Source organism: Streptomyces sp. MK7 (assembly GCF_032658145.1).
GTDB lineage: Bacteria > Actinomycetota > Actinomycetes > Streptomycetales > Streptomycetaceae > Streptomyces > Streptomyces spiralis.
In genome coordinates, this window is record NZ_JAVACL010000009.1 from 23506 (window position 1) to 44517 (window position 21012).

Below are 21012 nucleotides of genomic sequence, written 5' to 3' on the forward strand. Positions count from 1 at the left end.
AGTCCGGTAGCAGGGGTTGAGGCTCGGCCGGGAACGTTGCCGTCAACTGTTGAAGTTGGGACGGAACAGTGACAATTGCCTGACATCCTGCCTCTGACCTTGTGGTTACGATGCGCGAGTGTGCGGCGCGCAGGACGCGCTGGGGTGCGCCGGGGTGCGGGTTCGACCGGCCCGGGGAGGGGAGACCAACGTGAACGTGCGGCCGATATCGGGGGCGTCGGTTGACGCGCGGGAACGCAGGGCACCGGGCGCGGCCGGCGGACGCAGGGCGCTGCTGGCCCTGGTGTCCGGAGCGCTGCTCCTCGCCGTCACCGCGTGCGGGGGAGGCGATTCGGACTCCGAGTCGGGCAAGAGCCAGGGCAAGGAAACCGGCGCGGCGCAGAGCAAGCAGTCGGAGGCGGTCGTCACCATCGCCCCCGAGGACGGCGCGAAGTCCGTCGACACCAGCGGCGCCCTCAAGGTCGCCGCGAGCAAGGGCACGCTCACCCAGGTCGTCGTCAAGGACCCCAAGGGCACGGCGATACCCGGGCAGATGGGCGCCGGCGGCACCTCCTGGACCCCGTCCACCCATCTGGCCGCCTCGACCCGGTACACGGTCCACGCGGTCGCCAAGGACTCCGCCGGCCGTCAGGCCGCCGAGGACTCCAGCTTCACCACCCTCACGCCGAAGAACACCTTCGTCGGCAGCTTCACTCCCGAGGACGGCTCCACGGTCGGCGTCGGAATGCCGTTCTCCGTCAACTTCACCCGGGGCATCACCCACCCGGAGGACGTCGAGAAGGCCATCCAGATCAAGACCGAACCGGCCGTCGACGTCGAGGGTCACTGGTTCGGCAACGACCGCCTCGACTTCCGCCCCGAGCACTACTGGAAGGCCGGCACCAAGGTCACCGTCAAGCTGAACCTGGACGGCGTCGAGGGCCGCCCCGGCGTCTACGGCAAGCAGAGCAAGACCGTCACCTTCACCATCGGGCGCAGCCAGGTCTCCGTGGTCGACGCCGAGAAGCACACGATGAAGGTCGTGCGCGACGGCAAGGTCATCAAAAACATCCCGGTGACCACCGGCAAGCCCGGCTACGACACCTGGAACGGCAAGATGGTCATGAGCGAGAAGCTCTCCGTGACCCGCATGAACGGCGAGACCGTCGGCTACGGCGGCGAGTACGACATCAAGGACGTCCCGCACGCCATCCGCCTGACGACCTCCGGCACCTTCATCCACGGCAACTACTGGGGCGGGGGCGCCTTCGGCAACTACAACTCCAGCCACGGCTGCGTCGGCCTGCGCGACGTGCGCGGCGGTTACGACAGCAAGGTGCCGGCCGCCTGGTTCTTCAACCACTCCATGGTCGGCGACGTGGTGGAGGTCAAGAACTCCCACGACCGGACCGTCGCCCCGGACAACGGGCTCAACGGCTGGAACATGTCGTGGGCCGACTGGAAGAACTGACTCCCTCCTGAGGGACGGGCCCGGTGCTGTGACGGACGGCACCGGGCCCACTGTCGTTAGTGCCCGTTAACCTGCTTCCATGACCGTAACTCTGGAAGTCGCCGAGGGCGTCGGCACGCTGCGCCTGGACCGCCCGCCCATGAACGCGCTCGACGTCGCCACGCAGGACCGGCTCAAGGAGCTCGCCGAGGAGGCCACCGGCCGCGAGGACGTGCGCGCCGTGGTGATCTACGGCGGCGAGAAGGTGTTCGCGGCCGGCGCGGACATCAAGGAGATGCAGGTGATGGACCACGCGGCGATGGTCCTGCGTGCCCGCGCCCTCCAGGACTCCTTCACCGCCGTGGCCCGCATCCCCAAGCCGGTGGTCGCCGCGATCACGGGCTACGCGCTCGGCGGCGGCTGCGAACTCGCGCTCTGCGCGGACTACCGCATCGCCGCCGACAACGCCAAGCTGGGCCAGCCGGAGATCCTGCTCGGCCTCATCCCCGGCGCGGGCGGCACCCAGCGGCTGTCCCGGCTGATCGGCCCGTCCAAGGCCAAGGACCTCATCTTCACGGGCCGTCAGGTCAAGGCCGACGAGGCGCTCACGCTCGGCCTGGTGGACCGCGTGGTCCCGGCCGCCGAGGTGTACGACGCGGCCCACGCCTGGGCCGCGAAGCTCGCCCAGGGCCCGGCGATCGCGCTGCGCGCCGCCAAGGAGTCGATCGACACCGGCCTGGAGACCGACATCGACACCGGTCTCGCCGTGGAGCGGAACTGGTTCGCGGGACTGTTCGCCACGGAGGACCGCGAGCGCGGGATGCGCAGCTTCGTGGAGGAGGGCCCGGGCAAGGCCAAGTTCCTCTGAGGAGCGGCCGCTCACCCCTTGCTGTTGACGTGACGTCTGATCTCGGGTCCCCCGATGGGGCGGTTGTGCGGGCCTCAAGGCAGCCTTGAGGCCGATCCGTCGGGGGAGCGGGGCGATTGCCGCCGGGCGGGCCGTCCGCGCAGGTCGGCTGGGGTGTTCCGGGGGCTGATGTGTCGTCGGCATATGCCGGGCGCATGGGGGACAACAGGGGCGCTCGGGGGGCGTATTCCGCCGGAACGGCCACGGAGGCCGCCGCGGGCGGCCATGATGGGGGCATGGCGGGGCTGGAGGGCATCGAACAGCCGCGGGGACAGGGACGTTCGGCCGCGGCACGCTGGTCGCCCGCGGTCGAGGACGACCGGGCGCTGAACGCGCTGGAACTGTACGGCAATCCCACGGAAGCCGAGGTTCCGTTGCCGTCCCGTCCCGAGTCCGCGGCCAGCGCTCGCCGGCTCGTCCAGGTCGTCGTCCTGCGCCAGTGGGGCCTGACTCCCAAGCTGACGGAGGACGCGGTCCTCCTCGTCTCCGAACTCGTGGGCAACGCCGTACGGCACACCGGCGCCCGGGCCTTCGGCCTGCGGATGCGCCGCCGCCGCGGCTGGATCCGCATCGAGGTCCGCGACCCCTCGCGCGGCCTGCCCTGCTTGATGCCCGTTCAGGAACTGGACATCAGCGGCCGGGGCCTGTTCCTGGTGGACAAACTCGCCGACCGCTGGGGAGTGGACCTACTGCCCCGGGGCAAGACCACCTGGTTCGAGATTCGGGTCGCAGACCGCTGACCCCGCGGCCCGGCCGAACCCGCCAGGCTTGACCGAACCCATCGGGCCTGGCTGGACCCGTCGTGGGTCTCCTGGCCGGACCGGGCGAGGGTCGCCTGGTCGGACCCTGGCGGGGGGCGTCTGGTCGGACCCGGGTGGGGAGGCGTCTGGCCGGACCCGGCACGGGCCGCTGGCCGAATCCGCTGGGTGGGGTCCAACTCGTCGGGCTTGGCTGGACGCGGCGTGGGTCGCCGTGCTGGACCGGGCGGGGGCGCCTGGCTGGACCCGGCGAGGGTCGCTGGCCGAATCCGCTGGGTGGGGTCCAACTCGTCGGGCTTGGCTGGATCCGTCGTGGGTCGCCGTGCTGGACCCGTCGTGGGTCTCCTGGCCGGACCGGGCGAGAGCCGCCGGCCGGACCTCGGCGGGGGCCGCCTGGCGGAGTCCGCCGGGCCTGGCCGGACCGGCTGGACCTGACCCGACCCGCTGTGGGCTGCCTGGCCGGACCCCGGCGGGGGTCGCCTGGCCGAACCCGCTGGGCCCGACCCGACCCGCTGTGGGTCGCCTGGCCGGACCCCGGCGAGGATCGCTTGGCTGGATGCGGCGAGGGCCGTCGGCCGGCCCTGCCGAGGGTTGCTTGGTCGGGCCCGCCGGCCTGGGCGGACCCGGCGAGGGGTGTGGCTGACCGGCCCTCACCACCCCGGCCGCGCGTGTGAATCGCCCGTTTTCTTACCCTGCGCCTCTTAAATGGTGTGGGTGACCACCACCGATCGCCGTGGCGTGCTCCGGGCCGGTGCCGGACTCGTCGCCGGGGGCGCACTCACCACCGGGTGCTCCTCCACCGGTGCCGCCCAGCACTCCGCCGCGTCCGACGCCGCCCCGGACGCGCCGTCCTCCGCCTCGCGCGCCGCCGCCCCCGCCCCGCGCGCCTTCCCCCGGCAGCCCGCGCAGATCACCCACGGCCCGCGCGACAAGCCCCGCGTCGCTCTTACCTTCCACGGCCAGGGAGACCCCGCGCTGGCCCGCGCCCTGCTCACCGCGGCCGAGAAGCACGGCGCCCGCCTCACCGTGCTCGCCGTCGGCACCTGGCTCGACGAGCACCCCGAGATGGCGCGCCGGATCCTGGACGGCGGCCACGACCTCGGCAACCACACCCAGCGTCACCTGGCCGTCAACGCCCTGTCCGAGACCGACGCCCGCGCGGAGATCACCGGCTGTGCCGACCGACTCACGCGGCTCACCGGCTCCATCGGCACCTGGTTCCGTCCCTCGCGCGCCCCCACCGCCTCCCCGCTGGTCCAGCGACTTGCCCGCGCCGCCGGATACCCGCACGTGCTCTCCTACGACGTCGACTCCCTCGACTACACCCGTCCCGGCGCCACCGCCGTCACCCGCAAGGTCATGGCCGAGGTCCGCGACGGATCCGTGGTGAGCCTGCACTTCGGGTACGCCGACACGGTCGCCGCCCTCCCCGACGTACTCGACGAACTCGACCGCCGTGGCCTGCACGCGGTCACCACCACGGAGCTGCTGAGCTGATGCACCGTCCTTCACTGACCCGTACCGCCCGGGCCCTGCTCGCCGGGGCCGCCTGTGCCGCGCTGGCCGCGCTGCCCGCCTGCAGCGGCGGCGGCTCGGGGCACCACGCAGACGAAGCCCTCGGCAGCAAGGCGCCCGCCCAGCCCCAGCCGAAGCGGCCGGCCGTCGACGGCCTGCCCGGCATGCCGCCCGTCCTGGACCCGAAGGACGTCTACGCCGCCGACCGTCCGAACAAGCTCTCCCCGGTGGTCAAGGACTTTCCCTCACGGGTCTACGTCCCCAACACCATCTCCAACACCGTCACGGTCATCGACCCCGCGACGTACAAGGTCATCGAGACCATCCCGGTGGGGCGCCAGCCCCAGCACGTCGTGCCGTCCTGGGATCTGAAGACGCTCTGGGTCAACAACGACCTCGGCAACTCCCTCACCCCCATCGATCCGAAGACCGGCAAGGCGGGCAAACCGGTCGACGTGCACGACCCGTACAACCTCTACTTCACGCCCGACGGCAAGTACGCCGTCGTCATGGCCTCCAAGGACCGCCAGCTCGTCTTCCGGGACGCGCACACCATGGACCGGGTGAAGACCGTCGCGGTCCCCTGCGCCGGGGTCAACCACGCCGACTTCTCCCTGGACGGCCGCTACTTCATCGTCTCCTGCGAGTTCAGTGGCGAACTGCTCAAGGTCGACACCGCGCAGATGAAGATCGTCGGCAAGCAGAAGCTGGACTTCCGCGGCGCCATGCCCCAGGACGTGAAGGTCTCGCCCGACGGCAAGAAGTTCTACATCGCCGACATGGTCGCCGACGGCCTGTGGATCCTGGACGGAAAGACGTTCGGCAAGCCGGTGTTCCTCCCCACCGGCAAGGGCGCCCACGGCCTCTACATCAGCCGCGACTCACGCGAGATGTACATCTCCAACCGCGGCGAGGGCACCATCTCCGTCTTCGACTTCACCAAGGGCAAGCTCACCAAGAAGTGGCGCCTGCCGCAGGGCGGCAGCCCCGACATGGGCGGCGTGTCGGCCGACGGCACGGTCCTGTGGCTGTCGGGCCGCTACAACTCCGAGGTGTACGCCATCGACACCCGCACCGGCCGGCAGCTCGCCCGCATCAAGGTCGGCAGCGGCCCGCACGGCCTCGCGGTCTACCCGCAGCCGGGCCGCTACTCGCTCGGCCACACGGGCATCTTCCGCTGAGGGCGGTTGGGGAGCACGTCGTTCCACCGTTCCTGGACGGCGAGCGCCACGGCGGCCGCCCACCGGCGCGGCCCGAGCGAGTGCCGGAGCAACCCGCACTACCTGTCGTGGCACTGAGCGGCAGCTCCTCCGCTTGAGTCTCCACCCACTGGAAGGCCCAGACTCCCAGACGTGAGCGAAGACAGCACCGGACTTCTCACCATCGGCGAGCTGGCCCGGGCCACCGGACTGACCGTGCGCACCATCCGCTACTGGTCGGACGAGGGTGCCCTGCCCCCGGTGGCCCGTTCCGCCGGCGGCTACCGGCTCTACGACGCCGCCTGCGTGGCCCGGCTCGAGCTGATCCGCACCCTGCGCGAGCTGGGCCTCGGCCTGGACGACGTGCGCCGGGTGCTGGCCGGGGAGCGGACGGTCGCGGAGGTCGCCGCCGCGCACGTGGTGGCGCTGGACGCGCAGATCCGGTCGCTGAAGGTGACCCGCGCGGTGCTGTCGAGCGTGGCGCGACGCGGATCGAGTGCGGAGGAGACGACCCTGATGAACAGACTGGCACGGCTGTCGGCGGCCGAGCGCAGGCGGATCATGGAGGAGTTCGTGGAGGAGATGTTCCACGGGCTCGACACCGTGGACCCGGACATCCGCGAAAGGATGCGGAACACCGCGGTGAACCTGCCGGACGACCCGACGCCCGAACAGGTCGACGCCTGGGTGGAACTGGCCGAGCTGGTGCAGGACCCCGAGTTCCGGGCGCAGATGCGCAGGGCGGCCGAGCTCAATCACTCCGACCGCGCGGCCGACACGCCCGCCGGGGCGTCCCGGTGGTTCGCCAAGAGGCTGGTCGAGCTGGTCGGGAAGGCACGCGAGCGCGGGATCGCCCCCGAGACGCCGGAGGCCGACCAGGTCCTGCGCGAGCTGCTCGGGGACGCCGATCCGGCGGCGGTCCTGGAACGCATCAGGGCGACCCACAACGTCAGGCTCGCCCGTTACCGGGAACTGCTGGGGATCCTCAAGGGGACACCCGTGCACTCCTACGCCGACGAGTTCTCCTGGGTGGCCGCTGCGCTTCAGGCCCGCACGGGCAGCTAATCTGACCTGCGACAGCACGACAGTCAGGTACGACAAGAGGGGCGGATCGGTGGCCGACATCGAGGAAGCACGCAAGCAGTTCCAGCGGATCGATGCGGACGGTGACGGTTTCATCACCGCCGCCGAGTTCAAGTCCGCCCTGGCCCAGGGGGGCGACTGGAACGTCACCGAGACGGTGGCGGAGGCGATCATCAGGACCCGCGACCTGAACGGCGACAAGGTTCTGTCGTTCGACGAGTTCTGGGCCTACCTGAGCAAGTGACGCGTCCGGCACGGACCTGAGGGGCGCCCACCGCTCGGCGGCGGGCGCCCTTCGCCGTGTGCCGGTCCCCGTGTGCTCCCCGCCCGGCATCCGTACGCCCTTCGCCGTACGCCCGGAATAGCCCACGCCGCCCGGAGGTTGCACGTGGCCTGCAAGGCCTGTGCAAGGACACCAGAACCGAGCTCCGGGACCCCGGAAGAGCGAGGCGAGCAGAGATGAAGATCGGCATCATCGGCGCGGGCAACATCGGCGGCAACCTCACCCGGCGGTTCACCGCCGCCGGGCACGACGTCTCCGTGGCCAACTCCCGCGGTCCGCACACCCTGACCGCGCTGGCCGAGGAGACCGGCGCGACCCCCGTGCGCGTCGAGGAGGCGGCACACGGTGCCGAGGTCGTCGTGGTCACCGTCCCCCTGAAGGCCGTGCCCGGCCTGCCGTCCGGCCTGTTCGACGAGGCCGCCGACGGCGTGGCGGTCATCGACACCGGCAACTACTACCCGCGGGAGCGGGACGGCAGGATCGCCGCGATCGAGGACGAGGGCCTCACCGAGAGCCGCTGGACCGAACGGCAGCTCGGCCACCCCGTGATCAAGGCGTTCAACGGCACGTACGCCCAGGACCTCCTCGAGCGTCCGCGGCCGGCCGGCGACCCCGACCGCATGGCGCTCCCGGTCGCGGGCGACGACGAGGCGGCCAAGGCGAGGGTCCGCGCGCTGATCGACGGGATCGGCTTCGACACCGTGGACGCCGGCGGCATCGACGACTCCTGGCGCCAGCAGCCCGGCACCCCGGTCTACGGCCTGCGGGCCGGCGCCGACACCGTGACCAAGGCCCTGGCGGAGGCTTCCCCGGAACGCCCGGCCGACTTCCGGGGCTAGGGCGTGTTTCGAAAGTAGCGTCGTCCGCCCGAAGGGCGGGGGCAGGGCCGGGCCGTCAGGGTCTGGCCCACTCCCGCAGCGCGGCCGCGGTGGAGAAGTTCGCCACGTCCTTGTCGTGCGGGTCGTCGGTGTACTGGTGGAAGCGCCACTTGGCCTTGATGCGGGGGTGGCCGGCGGTGACGTAGTCGGCGATCCACAGGCCGTCGCCCGCATAGGAGGTCGTGTCGATGTTCAGCCAGAAGTTGCGGTTGGTGTACAGCACGACCCGGTTGTGCGGGCGCAGTTCCTTGACCCTGCGGATGAAGTGGTCCTTCTCCGCGTTGGACGCGTGGGTGCCCTCGCCCGTGGTCTCCCAGTCGACGGCGAGGATGTCGCCGGCCTTCTCGGGGGCGTGGGAGACGAAGTACTCGGCCTGGGCGGTGATGTTGCCGGGCCACAGGAAGTGGTAGAAGCCGACCACCAGACCGGCGTCGCGGCCGTGCTTGGTCTGGGCGTTCAGCCGTGAGTTGACGTACGAACGGCCCTCCGTCGCCTTGATGAAGACGAAGGAGAGGCCGTGCGTGTCGTACGTGGCGGACTGATAGGCGCTCACGTCGATGCCGTGCAGCATGGGAACTCCCTCAAGGTGCCGTGGGGGGAGGAGTCGTCGGTGGTGTTCTGCCCCGTCTCCCCGGCGGCCGATCCTCGGGAGCGCTCGAACATCAGCGTCATTCGTCTACGGACGGGTGGGGTTCGCCTGCGGCCGCACCCCTTGGGTGCCACGGCCACCGGACACGCGATCGGCCCGGCGGCACAGCCGCCGGGCCGGTCGAACCCGAGTCCTCAGCACTCGATGATGTTCACCGCGAGTCCGCCGCGGGCGGTCTCCTTGTACTTCACGTTCATGCTGGCCCCGGAGACGATCAGCCCCGTGACGTGCGGGTTCGGTCTCACGTTCTTGATCGACCCGGCTGCTGGGGAGTTCTTGGCGAGAATCCGCCGATCCGCCGATCCGACGCCGGATTCCGGGGCCGGATGTACGTACGTCGGCCTTACTGATCGTTTCGGAACGAGATCGGTGTGCCGGATGCGCACTGACAATGCCCCCGCGGGACGTGTCGTCCCGCGGGGGCATCGACCGGGCGTCGGGCGTCAGCCGAACGCCTTGACCGCGTTCCAGTCCACGTGCAGGACGATCGACACGGGCGCGTTCGTGTTCGTCCGGGACGGATAGTAGATCCGCGTGTATCCGTCGGAGGCGAAGCGGGCCCAGATGTCGGGGATTCCGTCGCCGTTGACGTCGGGGATGCCGAGCGCCGTCGGTACGTTCGCCTCGGTCCAGCCGGTGCCGTAGGAGACGTCGCCGTTGAGGGAGTTGGCGGCCAGCTTGATCGAGTCGAGGTCGACGCTGCCGCTGACGGAGCCGGGCTTGCCGTGCCGGACGTACATATTGCCGTTGTCCAGGTTGCGCCACAGCAGGTCGGGCGTGCTGTCGCCGTTGATGTCGGCGACGTTGACGATCTCCCGGCGGGCCCAGGCACTGCCTTCCATCAGGGTGGCGGTCTGGAAGCCGGCGCCGGTGTATCCGGACAGGGTCCAGAACGCGGTGCCCGCCCGCAGGACCAGGTCGGGGTGCTTGTCGCCCGTGATGTCGCCGACGGCCTTGATCTGGGTCCAGGTGGAGGGGGCGGGGGCGTTGTCCGGCAGCCGGACGCTCAGGCGCTGGTCGACGTTGAAGCTGCCGTACCCGTCACCGGGGTAGAGCCAGAACTTCCCGTCCGGGGTGACGGCGAACAGGTCCGTGGAGCCGTCGCCGGGGTAGGCGTCGTCGAAGTGGGTGATCAGCGCCGCCTTGCCGGTGGCAGGGTCGAACCAGTGGTTGGCCGGGCTCAGGTTCAGGTCCGACGTGTACGCGGCCTGCATGCACCCGTACAGCTCGCCGCCGGGGGCGCCGGGGCAGTTGAACAGGGTGCCGTCGGCGTCCACGATCAGCAGGTCGGGGATGCCGTCACCGCCCGTATCGCCGGGGGCGTCCGCCTTGTCCCGCGGCGGGACGTAGAACTTGTAGTCGCTGCGGACGCTCTGGTTGCCATACTGGTCGTAGGCGTAGACGTTGAGCGTGGTGGGGCCGGCGTGCGGCGGCTTCAGGGCGGAGACGGTGGCGTCGCCGTTGGCGTCGGCCGCGATCTCCGTGTAGTCGATGCCCTCGAAGGCGTACGTGAACTTCGTCGCGCCCGGGGAGCTGAACGTGGCCGCGCCGGTCGAGCCGAACTTGACGTTCGCCCAGGTCTGGCCGTCGTCGGTGGCGGCGGGGAAGTCGGTGCTCTCCACGTCGGGCTGCGGCGGGGCGCTGGCGTCGATGGTGATCCGGCACGGGTCGGTGCCGGGCGGGAAGAACGTCGAGACCAGGCCGCCGGAGTCCTCCGAGCGCACGTCCCACGAGTAGAGCGTCTTGTCCGTGAGCGGAAACGTGGTCGGGATGGTCGTCGTGGCGGTGCCGCTGCTGTTCGGCGTGATCAGGTATTCCTTGCGGGTGGTGGAGTCACCGGTCACCCAGAAGCGGAACCGCAGCTTGGAGAGGTTGCCGTCGGGGTCCTTGGCGTTGGCCGTCAGGACGATGTTGGTCTTGCCGACGGTCACGCCCGCGCCGCCGACGGAGCAGGTGCCGCCGGGGGTGGACTTGCCGCCGGTGGGCTGGGACGGCGGGCGGTTGTAGACGACCTCCAGAGTGGCGGAGGTGGCCTGGAACTTGCGCCAGGTGTAGGAGTCCGACTCGCTGGTGGCGCGCATGCCGAGGGTGATGTTGGACCAGCCGTCGTCCGCGCCCTTCTGGGCGGCGGTCTTCACGTTGAACGACTCGTAGTCGTCCGGGCAGGACGAGGAGTAGCCGTGCGCGAAGGACTTGCGCTGGAGTTCCGTGGACCAGCTCGGCTGCTTGTTCCACGTGGTGCCCGAGGAGATCGACCCGGTCAGCCAGAACTGCATCTCCCGCGTGGTGCAGGACCAGGAGTGGTTGTTGAGCACCTTGAAGTACGCCGAAGAGATCGTCGCGCCCTTCAGGCTGCTGCTGTAGCCCATCCGCCAGAAGGAGCGGGCGGTGCCGCCGGTGTCGCTCTCGTGGCCGACGCGGGCGTCGGAGGTGCCGGAGCTGAAGTTGGTGCCGTTCCAGAAGCTGGTGTTCGGGTACGGCTTGTACGCCACCGTCCAGGCCTGCCAGCCCGAGTTGAGCGTGGGGTCGACGAAGACGGGGAAGCGGACGTCCTTGCCGGTGAGCAGATCCATCCCGCCGACCGGCAGCTTGACACGGGCGGTGCCGGTGCCGTCACCCGCCAGGTGGACGGGGATCGGGGCGCTGTGCGCGCCCGGCTCGATGCCGGTCAGGCCGGACAGCTTCAGCACGTCGGCCGGCGTGGCGACCGAGGTGCGGGGGGTGCCCTTGCCCTCGGGGGGCTCGGGGTCACGGCCGTTGGAGTCCCAGGCGAAGGGCGTGGGGATCGCGCCGATCTCCTTGCCCGCCTTGTCGAGCACCTGGACCCGCTCGGCGGCCTTGTCGTACCGGAACGAGGCGGTCTTGGAGCGCAGCCCGTACGACACCGTCGCCAGGGCCTTGCTGTGCGCGGCCTGTTCGGTCTTGACGATGAGCAGCTGGGCGAAGCCTCCCTCCTCGCGGGCGACCAGCAGCAGGTCGACGCCCGGCAGCACCTCGGAGTAGAGGGCGCGCGGGCCGTCGAGCACCGGCTCGGGCAGGGTGCCCGGCCAGGTGTAGGTGACGGTGTGGCCGCCGATCTCCATCTCGGCCAGGACCGTCTCGCCGCTGTCCTGACCGGCCGTCAGGGGCTTGCGGGCGTAGGAGCGGTCGGCGTGGGCGGTGCTGCTGCCGCTGGAGAACCGTACGGGCGCCGCCGGGTTGGCAGGGGCGATGCCCAGGCCGTCGGCGGCGTCGGTGCGGTGCAGCCGGTTGTCGATCGGGGCCCACGTGCCCCCGGCGGTCTTCGCGCGCACCGCAGTGGCGTTGATCCGCGAGTGCAGTTGCCCGTCAGGACGGGCCCAGGTGATCGACGTGGCGGTGGTGGCCGTGTCGACGACCACCTCCTTGCCGGTGCGCCTGGCCTCGGCCGCCGCGGCGCCCTCGTCCCGCGGGCCGGTTGCTGCCTGCCGTGCGTCGGTCGCCCGGCCTGCCTGGGTTGCTGACGTGTCGTCAGAATGCCACCAGGGCAGCAGGGCGGTGATCAGGGCGGCCAGTACGAGGCCGAGGGTGAGTGACAGCCGGGTTCGTGTGCGCACGAACGGGCTGAGAATTCTTGGCGGCGCGGACACGGCGACGGTCTACTCCCGTGTGGACCAGGCGGATCAGGACATGGGCGCGCACACGATCACACGATTTACACAGAGGGTCCATGTGTGAGGAATTTATAAAGTCGTGATGAACACTTGGTAGTCCCTTGATCCGCGACAGCCGCCGCCGACTCTGTCCTTTTTGATCACCTGATCCATGCCGATGACGCAGGGATATCGGCATACTCCGCGTTCCTGGCCAGAAATGACGTTCTGTCACCAGATAGCCCATGGCGCAGATCACAGCAGACCTCTTCGGCCTCCCCTCGCCGATCTTGTGGTCTGTGCGGGCCATGACAGAGGGTGCGCTCGACCTGTGTTGTTTTTCATTGCCTGGGGTGGGAGTCGACGACGCGTATGCGTGTTCAAGGTCCGCTGTCATGGCTGGGGCGGGGACGCCTGGCCACGACGGAGTCGGAACGGAGGCGCCGGCGGCAGGGCCGCCTGGCGACCGTCCTTTTGCTGTCCTCGGCCCTGACGGTGACAAGTCTGGGCGCGGAGGCGTGGGCGGTGCCCGGCCCAGGGATGACCCGTGAGGAGGTCAAGCTCCCGGATCTGCCCGATCCCACGCTGGTCGAGAAGGACGCGCAGGCGGAGCAGAACCTCACCACGGCGCCCGAGGTGCCCGTGGACCCGTACGCGCCGGTGGCGGTGACGCCGTGGGCGGAGAGTACGGGTACGGCGACGCTGGATGCCACCACCGCGCCCGGTACGACCGTCCCGGTCTCCAACGGCCTTCCGGTCGCCGTCGGCGTACCCGCCGGCACCGACCCGACGGCCATCGACGGTGCCTGGCAGGTCGACCTGGCCGCGCCCACGTCCTCGCAGGACACCGGTGTCTCGGGCCTGATCATGCAGATCACGCCGCCCGCCGACGCCGACCCGACGGCGCAGGTCACACTGGCCGTCGACACCACCAACTTCGCCGACCTGTACGGCCCGCAGGCCGCCGACCGCTTCGGTCTGGTGCTGCTGCCGGACTGTGTCATGAACGACCCGAACGGCGGCGACTGCGCCACCGGCGGCACGACGACCATGTCAGGCAAGGCCGACCCCAAGGGCGAGCGGTTGCCGAGCCAGGTGGTCGAGGTCCCGGCCGCGAAGGCGCCGACCAAGTCCGCCGTCAAGAAGAAGACCGCCACCCGCAAGATCCTCACCGGCTCGGTGCCGGTGTCGCAGCTGCTCGGCGGCGACACGACCGGCACGTCCGGCGGGAAGGCCTCCGGCGCGTCCGTGCGCACGGCGTCCTTCAAGACCGGCACCGACGTCCTGCCCGCCGTGGACGCCTCCGGCCCCCAGGTGATCGGTGCCATGGACACCGGCTCCTCCGCCTCCGGCGACTTCACGGCGACGCCTCTGCTGTCCTCGGGCTCGTGGGCGGCCGGCTCGTCGTCGGGTGCCTTCACCTACTCGTACGACGTCCAGGTGCCCGAGACGGCCGGCGGGCTGAACCCGAAGATCTCGCTGGGCTACTCCTCCCAGTCGGTCGACGGGCGCACCTCGGCGTCGAACAACCAGGCCTCCTGGATCGGTGACGGCTGGGACTACAACCCCGGCTCCATCACCCGCACCTACGCCAACTGCCGCCAGGACTCCAAGAAGGCCGGCTCCAACAACGCCACGCACCGCACCGCGGACCTGTGCTGGGGTTCCAACAACGCCACCCTCTCGCTCGGCGGCCAGACCACCGAGCTGGTCTGGGACTCCACACAGAACAAATGGTTCACCGCCAACGGCGACGGCTCCCGAATCGAGCAGGTGACCGACCCGAACACCGCCAACGGCGCCAAGGACGGCGAGTACTGGGTCGTCACCACCCGGGACGGCACCCGCTACTACTTCGGCCTGAACAAGCTGCCGGGCTGGGCCGGCGGCGACGCCACCACCGACTCGGTGCTGACCGTTCCCGTCTACGGCAACCACGCCGGTGAGCCCTGCTACAAGTCGGGCGACTGGCCGAACTCCTGGTGCACGCAGGGCTGGCGCTGGAACCTCGACTACGTCGAGGACATCCACGGCAACGCCATGTCCCTGTGGTGGAAGAAGGAGAAGAACTACTACGCCCGGAACTTCAACTTCAAGGATCCGGTCGTCTACGACCGCGGCGGCTGGCTCGACCACATCTACTACGGCCAGCGCAAGGACAGCATCTTCTCCGCCGAGGCCCCGGCCCGGGTCAGTTTCACCGTCGCCGAGCGCTGCCTCGACGAGGGGACGCTGACCTGTTCGGACGCCAACTTCGAGGACAAGGACCCGGGCAAGTACCGCATCTGGTACGACACCCCGGCCGACCTGAACTGCAAGCAGGTCACCTCCACCTACACCCGTAAGTGCTGGAACGCCGGCCCGTCCTTCTGGACCCGCAAGCGCCTCACCCAGATCCAGACCTCGGCGCAGCGCCGTACCGACACTACCGCCCGCCAGGTGGTGGACCGGTTCGCCCTCAAGCAGAGCTTCCCGGTCCTGAAGACCGGACCCAACACCGCGCTGTGGCTGGAGTCGATCCAGCGCACCGGCTACGCCCGCAACGGCTCGACGGACGCCAGCGTCACCCTCAACCCGGTGCGCTTCGAGTCCAACGCCGAGGACATGCCCAACCGGGTCATGCGCGGCACGACCGACCCGCGCCCCGGCTTCTCCCGGCTGCGCGTCGCCCGTGTCATCAACGAGTACGGCGGCGAGACCGTCGTCACCTACAAGCAGCCCACCGGTGACTGCGCCACCGGCACCAACCTGCCCGGCAAGACGGACACCGCGGCGCTGAAGTCCAACACGCGTCTGTGCTACCCGATGTTCTGGAACCCCGACCCCGAGGTCGAGGACATCGACTGGTTCCACAAGTACGTGGTCGACTCCATCGAGGAACTCCCCAACGTCGACGGCGCCTTCGCCACCAAGACGGCCTACACGTACAAGAACGCCGGCTGGAAGCTGGCCGAGGCCGAGTTCACCAAGAAGTCCACGCGCACCTACTCGGAGTTCGCCGGGTTCGAGCAGACCACGGTGATCACGGGCGCGGACGACACGAACATCGGCAGCAAGCGCTCCAAGTCCGTCACCCGCTTCTTCCGCGGCATGGGCGACACGGTCTCGGTGAAGGACATCACCGGCACCGAGATCGCCAAGGACCTGGAGCCGTTCGCCGGCCGCATCGCCGAGGAACTCACCTACACCAACGCCGACGACGCCGACACCGACTGGCTCTCCCGCAGCGTCACGGTCCCGGCCGCCACCGAGCTGGCCCACCGGGACCGCGACGACGGCCTGACGCCGCTGATCGCCTGGCGGGTCACCGAGCCCGACGAGATCGCGTACACCAAGTCCTCCGGGACGGGTGACGACACGCGGACCGAGCGGGTCGTCAAGACGCACACCACGTACGACCCGACGTACGGCCTGCCGATCGAGGTGGAGTCGCTCGGCGACACCGGCAAGTCCGGCGACGAGTCGTGCTCGAAGATGGACTACCTGCACCAGACCGGCAAAAACCTGATCGGCCTGACCAAGCAGGTTCTGACGTCGCCGACGACGTGCGCGAACGCCGACTTCGCCGACCTGTCGACGCTGGCCAGTGCCGTGCGCACCGCCTACGACCACCAGGGGTACGGCACCGCGCTCGCCGACACGACCCTCGGTGAGGCCACCCAGTCCTGGACGCTGAACGGCGCCGGCACCGGGTTCCAGCCGGGCGAGACCACCGACTTCGACGCGATCGGCCGCGTCGTCAAGGAGACCGACCCGGACGGCAACTACGGCACCATCACCTACTCGCCCTCCACCGGCCAGGTCTTCTCGGTCACCACGGCCAACGCGCTCGGCCACACGGAGACGCAGGAGCTGGAGCCGGGCCGCTCGACCACGCTCAAGACCACGGACGCCAACGGCCTGGTCAGCGAGGCCAAGTACGACCCGCTGGGGCGCCTGCAGGAGGCCTGGGCTCCGGGCCGTACCCCGTCGTCCTCGTCGGTGCCGGACTTCCGGGCCGTGTACACGGTCCCGGAGTACGACCCGAACGACCCGACCAAGACCGACCACAAGCCCCCGTACGTCACCACCTACGCGCGCGGCCACAACGACCGCGTCGAGACCTCCGTCACCCTCTACGACGGCCTCGGCCGTGAGCGGCAGACGCAGGAGGAGGCCGACGGCGACAGCGGCTGGCTGATCACCGACACGCTGTACAACAGCTCCGGCGAGATCTGGCAGACCAACAACGCCTACCTGGCCAAGGACGTCACCCCGGGCCAGCTGTTCACCCCGCTCGCGGACACCACCGTCCCCAACATCACCCGCTACACCTACGACGGCCAGGGCCGCGTCCTGCAAGAGACGCCGGTGCTGAAGGTCAAGGACCCGCTGACCGGCGAGGCCACCTCGCAGCCGGTCGACGCGCGCGCCGTCCGCTACGAGTACGGCACCGACTGGTCGAAGGTCATCCAGCCGGAAGGCGCCTCGTCGTACCGCGTGTGGACCGACGCCCTCGGCCGCACCGTGCGCACCGACACCTTCAACCCGGCGGCGCCGGGCGGGTTCACGTCGATGCGGTACACCTACGACGCGTTCGGCCAGATCGTGAAGGCGACCAGTTCGGCCGACGCCGCGCACTCCTGGTCGTGGACCTACGACCACGACGGTCGGCAGACCAGCGCCACCGACCCGGACACGGGCACGACGTCGACCACGTACGACAAGTACGACCGGCCGTCGACCACCACCGACTCCCGTGGTGTCACGGTGTGGAACGGCTACGACGTCCTGTCGCGGCCGACCGAGCAGCGCCTGAACGACTCGGCCGGCACCCTGCTGGCCAAGTACACCTACGACAGCGTCCCCGGCGGCAAGGGCCTGCCCGCCACCGCCACCCGCTACACCGACGGCCTGGCCTACACCCAGGCGGTCAACGGCTACACCAACGACTACCAGCCGACGTCGACGACGCTGAGCCTGCCGTCGTCGCTGGCGGCCACGTGGGGACTTCAGTCCTCGTACACCTACAGCTACACCTACGACGACACCGGCTCGCTGAAAGAGAGCCAGCTCCCGGCGGTCGGCGGCCTCGACGCCGAGAAGCTCGTCGTCCGCTACAACAAGGACGGCAAGCCGCTCTCCATCTCCGGCAAGGACTGGTACGGCGCCGAGACGGTCTACGACCCCTACGGCCAGGTCCTGCGCTCGACGCTGGGCGCGCAGCCCTACCGGGTGTGGACGCAGAACGACTACGACGAGTCAAGTGGTGAGCTGAAGGACCAGCAGGTCTACCGGGAGCAGACCGGCGACCAGAGCGTGGTCCCCGGCAACCTCGTCTCCAACCGCTCCTACACCTACGACCCGGCCGGCAACGTCACCTCCATCCAGGAACACGCCACCGGCATCGCCGAGCGGCAGTGCTTCATCTACGACCCGCTCGGTGAGCTGAAGACGGCCTGGACCTCCAAGGACCAGACGGCCTGCAGCACGCCGAAGCTCAGCGACGGCACGCTCAACGTGCAGGCGGGCAACGACAAGTCCGGCTACTGGCAGGAGTACGAGTACGACCTGCTGGGCAACCGCACCAAGCTGACCGAGAAGGACCTCACCGGCGACAGCGCCAAGGACGCCGTCACCACCTACGGCTACGGCAAGTCCGACGGCACCCAGCCGGACACGCTGACCAAGGTGTCCAAGACCTACACCACCCCCGCGGGTGCGCAGGTCAAGGCCGAGGCCGAGCGGCTGTACGAGCTGACCGGTGACACCAAGTCGATCACGTCCGTCCAGAACGGCGACAAGCAGGAGCTGTCCTGGACCTACGACGGCCAGGTCGAGCGGATCACCGGCGAGGGCAGCGGGGGCAAGACCCCCTACGTGGGTCTGGCCGACAAGTGCCTGGACCTTTCCAGCGGTATGGCCACCGCGGGCCGGGCCATCCAGCTCTACTCCTGCAACTCCACGGTCGCGCAGAACTGGCACTTCGCCGTCAAGCAGGGTGCCACGCAGACCGACCCGAGCCTTGGCACCCTGACCGTCTACGACAACTGGTGCGTCCAGCCCGCCGGCAGCACCGCCGGCTCGGCGATCCAGCTCCAGAAGTGCGACGGCTCGGCCGCTCAGGAGCTCAAGCGCAACGCCTCGGGCCAGCTGGTCCACGTCGCCTCGGGCATGTGCCTGGCGGTCCAGGGCGCCAACAGCGCGAGCGGCACCCCGATCGTGCTGGCCACCTGTGACAGCACCAAGGCCGAGCAGCAGTGGGCCGCGCAGAACGACACCCGCTACATCTACGGTCCCGACGGTGCCTGTCTGCTGACGATCAAGGGCAAGCAGGCCACCCTCCACCTCGGTGAGTCCGAGGTGACCGTCCAGGCCGGCGGCGTTCTGGTGAACACCCAGCGCACGTACTCGGTGCCCGGTGGCGCGGTCATGCGCTACGCCTACGGCAACGCCAGTGACCGCCTGGTCGCCCTGACCGGCGACCACCAGGGCAGCACCTACGCCGAGGTCGCCCTCGACGGGTCGATGTCGGTGCGGATCCGCAAGCAGGACCCGTTCGGCAACCAGCGCGGCACCGACACGGTCGGCGTGAACGTCCAGGCCCACACCGGCTTCCTGGGCGCCGTCCGGGACGACTCCTCGGGCTTCACCCAGCTGGGGGCTCGCCTGTACGACCAGGTGGTCGGACGCTTCCTGTCCGCCGACCCGGTGATGGACCTCAACGACGTCCTCCAGACCAACGGCTACGCCTACGCCCACAACAACCCGGTGACGATGTCCGACCCCACGGGTCTGGCCATCTCGCTGACCGCCTCCGAGCGGGCAGCGGCGCTGGCGGGCGCGGGCCTCTCGGCGGCGCAGGTCGCCCAGGCCCAGGCGATGCAGGGCAAGTCCCTCGGTTCGATCATCCTGGCCGTGGCCTGGGAGACGCTGAAGGACTTCATCGGCATCAACGACGCCCTGTCCTGCTTCGGCGGTGACATGTGGTCCTGCGTGGGGCTCGTCGCCAACGCGATCCCCTGGTACAAGCTCGGCAAGCTGCCGAAGGTCGTCAAGGCCGTCAAGCGCACCATCGAGGCGGTCAAGGCCTTCCGCAAGGCCAAGGCGGAGGCGTCCCGGGTCCTGAAGCTGGCGAAGGCGGCCGAGGCCATCGCCATGAAGATGAAGAAACTCGCCATCGAAAGGGCGAAGAAGAAGGCCGCGCAACGCGCCAGGAAGAAGGCCGCGGAAGAAGCCAAACGAATATCCGACGAGGCCGCCGCCAGGGCCAGGAAGACCGGTAACCCGCGTCAGAAGCGCGCTCAGGCGGAAGCGGCTCCTAAGTCCTCGTCCCACGGCTCGGGCGGCAAGCGCTCCGAAGGCGGGGGTGGCAAGTCCGGCGGCGACTCGAAGCCGGGCGGCAAGGCCGGCGGCTCCTCCAAGAGCGAGGGCGGATCGAGCGGTGGCGGCGGCTCCGGCAAGTCCGGCGGCGGCGAGAGCGGCGGCACGTGCAACAGCTTCGTGCCCGGCACCAAGGTCCTGATGGCCGACGGCACCACCAAGTCGATCGAGAAGGTCAAGACCGGGGACAAGGTCGTCACCACCGACCCGAAGACCGGTGCGACCCGTGTCGAGACCGTCACCGCCGAGATCAAGGGCCATGGCCTGAAGCACCTGGTCAAGGTCACGATCGACACCGACGGCAAGAAGGGCGGCAAGACGGCCCAGGTCACCGCGACCGACGGCCACCCCTTCTGGGTCCCGGCCCTCCACACCTGGATCAAGGCCACCGACCTTCACGCCGGCGAGTGGCTCCAGACCGGCGCGGGCACCTATGTCCAGATCTCGGCGATCAAGCGCTGGACCGTCCAGGAAGCCACCGTCCACAACCTCACCGTCGGTGACGTCCACACGTACTACGTGGTGGCCGGGGCCACGCCTGTCCTCGTCCACAACTGCAACGACCTCGCTGATGCGACGGACCTGGACCTGAGCGCCGCGGCGCTGCGGCCCATCCCGCCGAAGGGCGGCAAGCCGTTCCAGTACGACTACCATCTGACCGAGGCGGGAAGGGCTCTGCAGAAGCACACCGACCCGGTGAAGCGGACCGCGGACCACGTGGCCAAGTACACGCCGTTCCTCCGGGGAGCCAACCGCCTGAACGACAAGGGCGCCCTGAACCGAGGCGGAGCGGAACTCCTGGGAGAACTCCTCGGGAACCCGAGCGCCACCAGAACCGTCAGCGCGTCGACGGCCCACTACGGTGGTTCCGTGCTCGACATCGTGGATGACGTCACCAAACGTGGCGCCCGGTGGAGCTTGCGCGGTGGCGGGCTCCAATTCGAGGGATGGCTATGAGGACATTCACCGTCGAGGGACGCGACTACGCCGCTCTGATCATCCTGAGCGACCACGACGACTACGAGTCGATGGAGGTCGTCGAGATGACCAACGGCGTGAGGGGTGAGCTGCTGCTCGAGTTCCGATTCGACGGCAACTCCGCTCGCCTGAGCCACATCCGTCCTGAGATCGAGATCCCTCTGCTCAGGGCCTCCCTGGAGGTATTCAGGGAGGAGTTCCTGGAGCCGAGAAGGGCGGCAGGCCTGCCCTGCCCCCCGTGGTAGGACAGGCGCCGCGGCCCGTGTGATCACTGCGGGCCCCACACACAGACGGCCCCGCCGGACCCAAGGTCCGGCGGGCCCGTCGGCTTGGGCGAACTGTGGCGGGACCAGGGGCTGT

At 69.7% G+C, this 21012-nt stretch carries 12 protein-coding genes; 10 read left to right on the forward strand and 2 right to left on the reverse strand.

What is annotated here, in order from left to right; translation table 11 throughout:
• The first annotated feature begins 190 nt into the window (after positions 1-190).
• From R2S09_RS13310 to R2S09_RS13345, 8 genes are all read left to right on the forward strand, one after another.
• Positions 191-1450 carry an Ig-like domain-containing protein gene (locus tag R2S09_RS13310; RefSeq protein WP_316741130.1) on the forward strand — a complete coding sequence of 420 codons (1260 nt, stop codon included), beginning with the start codon at positions 191-193 and terminating at the stop codon, positions 1448-1450.
• A gap of 79 nt (positions 1451-1529) precedes the next feature.
• The gene (locus tag R2S09_RS13315; protein WP_306188126.1) at positions 1530-2297 is read left to right on the forward strand and encodes an enoyl-CoA hydratase/isomerase family protein; all 768 of its coding nucleotides are present in this window, start codon (positions 1530-1532) and stop codon (positions 2295-2297) included.
• 275 nt (positions 2298-2572) lie between these two features.
• Positions 2573-3076, forward strand: a complete 504-nt coding sequence (locus R2S09_RS13320) for an ATP-binding protein (protein ID WP_306188127.1) — start codon at positions 2573-2575, stop codon at positions 3074-3076.
• A gap of 723 nt (positions 3077-3799) precedes the next feature.
• The gene (locus tag R2S09_RS13325; RefSeq protein WP_316741133.1) at positions 3800-4591 is read left to right on the forward strand and encodes a polysaccharide deacetylase family protein; all 792 of its coding nucleotides are present in this window, start codon (positions 3800-3802) and stop codon (positions 4589-4591) included.
• A complete protein-coding gene (locus R2S09_RS13330) occupies positions 4591-5790 on the forward strand; it encodes a beta-propeller fold lactonase family protein (protein ID WP_306188131.1) in 1200 nt (399 codons plus the stop codon). Before R2S09_RS13325 ends, R2S09_RS13330 begins: the two co-directional genes overlap by 1 nt.
• A gap of 171 nt (positions 5791-5961) precedes the next feature.
• Positions 5962-6873: a MerR family transcriptional regulator gene (locus R2S09_RS13335; RefSeq protein WP_316741134.1), complete on the forward strand. Its 912-nt coding sequence runs from the start codon at positions 5962-5964 to the stop codon at positions 6871-6873.
• A gap of 49 nt (positions 6874-6922) precedes the next feature.
• The gene (locus R2S09_RS13340) at positions 6923-7135 is read left to right on the forward strand and encodes an EF-hand domain-containing protein (RefSeq protein WP_306188134.1); all 213 of its coding nucleotides are present in this window, start codon (positions 6923-6925) and stop codon (positions 7133-7135) included.
• Positions 7136-7293: 158 nt separating this feature from the next.
• The gene (locus tag R2S09_RS13345) at positions 7294-8013 is read left to right on the forward strand and encodes an NADPH-dependent F420 reductase (RefSeq protein WP_306188344.1); all 720 of its coding nucleotides are present in this window, start codon (positions 7294-7296) and stop codon (positions 8011-8013) included.
• 55 nt (positions 8014-8068) lie between these two features.
• Here R2S09_RS13345 and R2S09_RS13350 read toward each other — a convergent pair whose 3' ends face one another.
• Together R2S09_RS13350 and R2S09_RS13355 are read right to left on the reverse strand one after the other, a co-directional pair.
• Positions 8069-8623 carry a glycoside hydrolase family 25 protein gene (locus R2S09_RS13350; protein ID WP_306188135.1) on the reverse strand — a complete coding sequence of 185 codons (555 nt, stop codon included), beginning with the start codon at positions 8621-8623 and terminating at the stop codon, positions 8069-8071.
• Between the two features lie 521 nt (positions 8624-9144).
• Positions 9145-12276, reverse strand: coding sequence for a DNRLRE domain-containing protein (locus tag R2S09_RS13355; protein ID WP_316741136.1), 3132 nt, complete (start codon positions 12274-12276; stop codon positions 9145-9147).
• Positions 12277-12852: 576 nt separating this feature from the next.
• Here R2S09_RS13355 and R2S09_RS13360 point away from each other — a divergent pair.
• Positions 12853-20631: a ricin-type beta-trefoil lectin domain protein gene (locus R2S09_RS13360; RefSeq protein WP_316741138.1), complete on the forward strand. Its 7779-nt coding sequence runs from the start codon at positions 12853-12855 to the stop codon at positions 20629-20631.
• On the forward strand, positions 20622-20897 hold the full coding sequence (locus R2S09_RS13365) for a hypothetical protein (protein WP_306188139.1): 276 nt from the start codon (positions 20622-20624) through the stop codon (positions 20895-20897). The genes R2S09_RS13360 and R2S09_RS13365 overlap by 10 nt, the downstream gene beginning before the upstream one ends.
• The last annotated feature ends 115 nt before the right edge of the window (positions 20898-21012 follow it).